Annotated in this window: 1 rRNA gene; it reads right to left on the bottom strand. The window is 57.3% G+C overall.

The window, feature by feature from the left end:
- Positions 1–1,393 (bottom strand): 23S ribosomal RNA (locus ACFVT5_RS43270); the annotation flags it as partial.

Raw genomic sequence — 1,393 nt, 5'->3', positions numbered from 1 at the left:
GCGTCAGTCCGTATACATCGCCTTACGGCTTCGCACGGACCTGTGTTTTTAGTAAACAGTCGCTTCTCGCTGGTCTCTGCGGCCACCCCCAGCTCACCGTGTAAAACGGATCACCGGTGATGGCCCCCCTTCTCCCGAAGTTACGGGGGCATTTTGCCGAGTTCCTTAACCATAGTTCACCCGAACGCCTCGGTATTCTCTACCTGACCACCTGAGTCGGTTTAGGGTACGGGCCGCCATAAAACTCGCTAGAGGCTTTTCTCGACAGCATAGGATCATCCACTTCACCACAATCGGCTCGGCATCAGGTCTCAGACTATTGCCAGGCGGATTTACCTACCTGACGTCCTACACCCTTACCCCGGGACAACCACCGCCCGGGATGGACTACCTTCCTGCGTCACCCCATCACTCACCTACTACAGGTCCGGACCGTCGGCTCCACCACTCCCCTTTGCCCGAAGGCTCCAGGGCGGCTTCACGGACTTAGCATCGCCTGGTTCAATGTTTGACGCTCTACAGCGGGTACCGGAATATCAACCGGTTATCCATCGACTACGCCTGTCGGCCTCGCCTTAGGTCCCGACTTACCCTGGGCAGATCAGCTTGACCCAGGAACCCTTAGTCAATCGGCGCACACGTTTCCCACGTGTGTATCGCTACTCATGCCTGCATTCTCACTCGTGAACCGTCCACCACTCGCTTACGCGGCGGCTTCACCCGGCACACGACGCTCCCCTACCCATCACAGCGGGCGTTGGCCCTCATGCTGCAATGACACGACTTCGGCGGTACGCTTGAGCCCCGCTACATTGTCGGCGCGGAATCACTAGACCAGTGAGCTATTACGCACTCTTTCAAGGATGGCTGCTTCTAAGCCAACCTCCTGGTTGTCTGTGCGACTCCACATCCTTTCCCACTTAGCGTACGCTTAGGGGCCTTAGTCGATGCTCTGGGCTGTTTCCCTCTCGACCATGGAGCTTATCCCCCACAGTCTCACTGCCGCGCTCTCACTTACCGGCATTCGGAGTTTGGCTAAGGTCAGTAACCCGGTAGGGCCCATCGCCTATCCAGTGCTCTACCTCCGGCAAGAAACACACGACGCTGCACCTAAATGCATTTCGGGGAGAACCAGCTATCACGGAGTTTGATTGGCCTTTCACCCCTAACCACAGGTCATCCCCCAGGTTTTCAACCCTGGTGGGTTCGGTCCTCCACGACCTCTTACAGCCGCTTCAACCTGCCCATGGCTAGATCACTCCGCTTCGGGTCTTGAGCGCGCTACTAAACCGCCCTATTAGGACTCGCTTTCGCTACGGCTTCCCCACACGGGTTAACCTCGCAACACACCGCAAACTCGCAGGCTCATTCTTCAAAAGGCACGCAGTCACGA

This window comes from Streptomyces sp. NPDC058001 (genome assembly GCF_042886315.1).
Taxonomy (GTDB): domain Bacteria; phylum Actinomycetota; class Actinomycetes; order Streptomycetales; family Streptomycetaceae; genus Streptomyces.
This window is presented reverse-complemented; position numbering and strand designations above follow the sequence as displayed.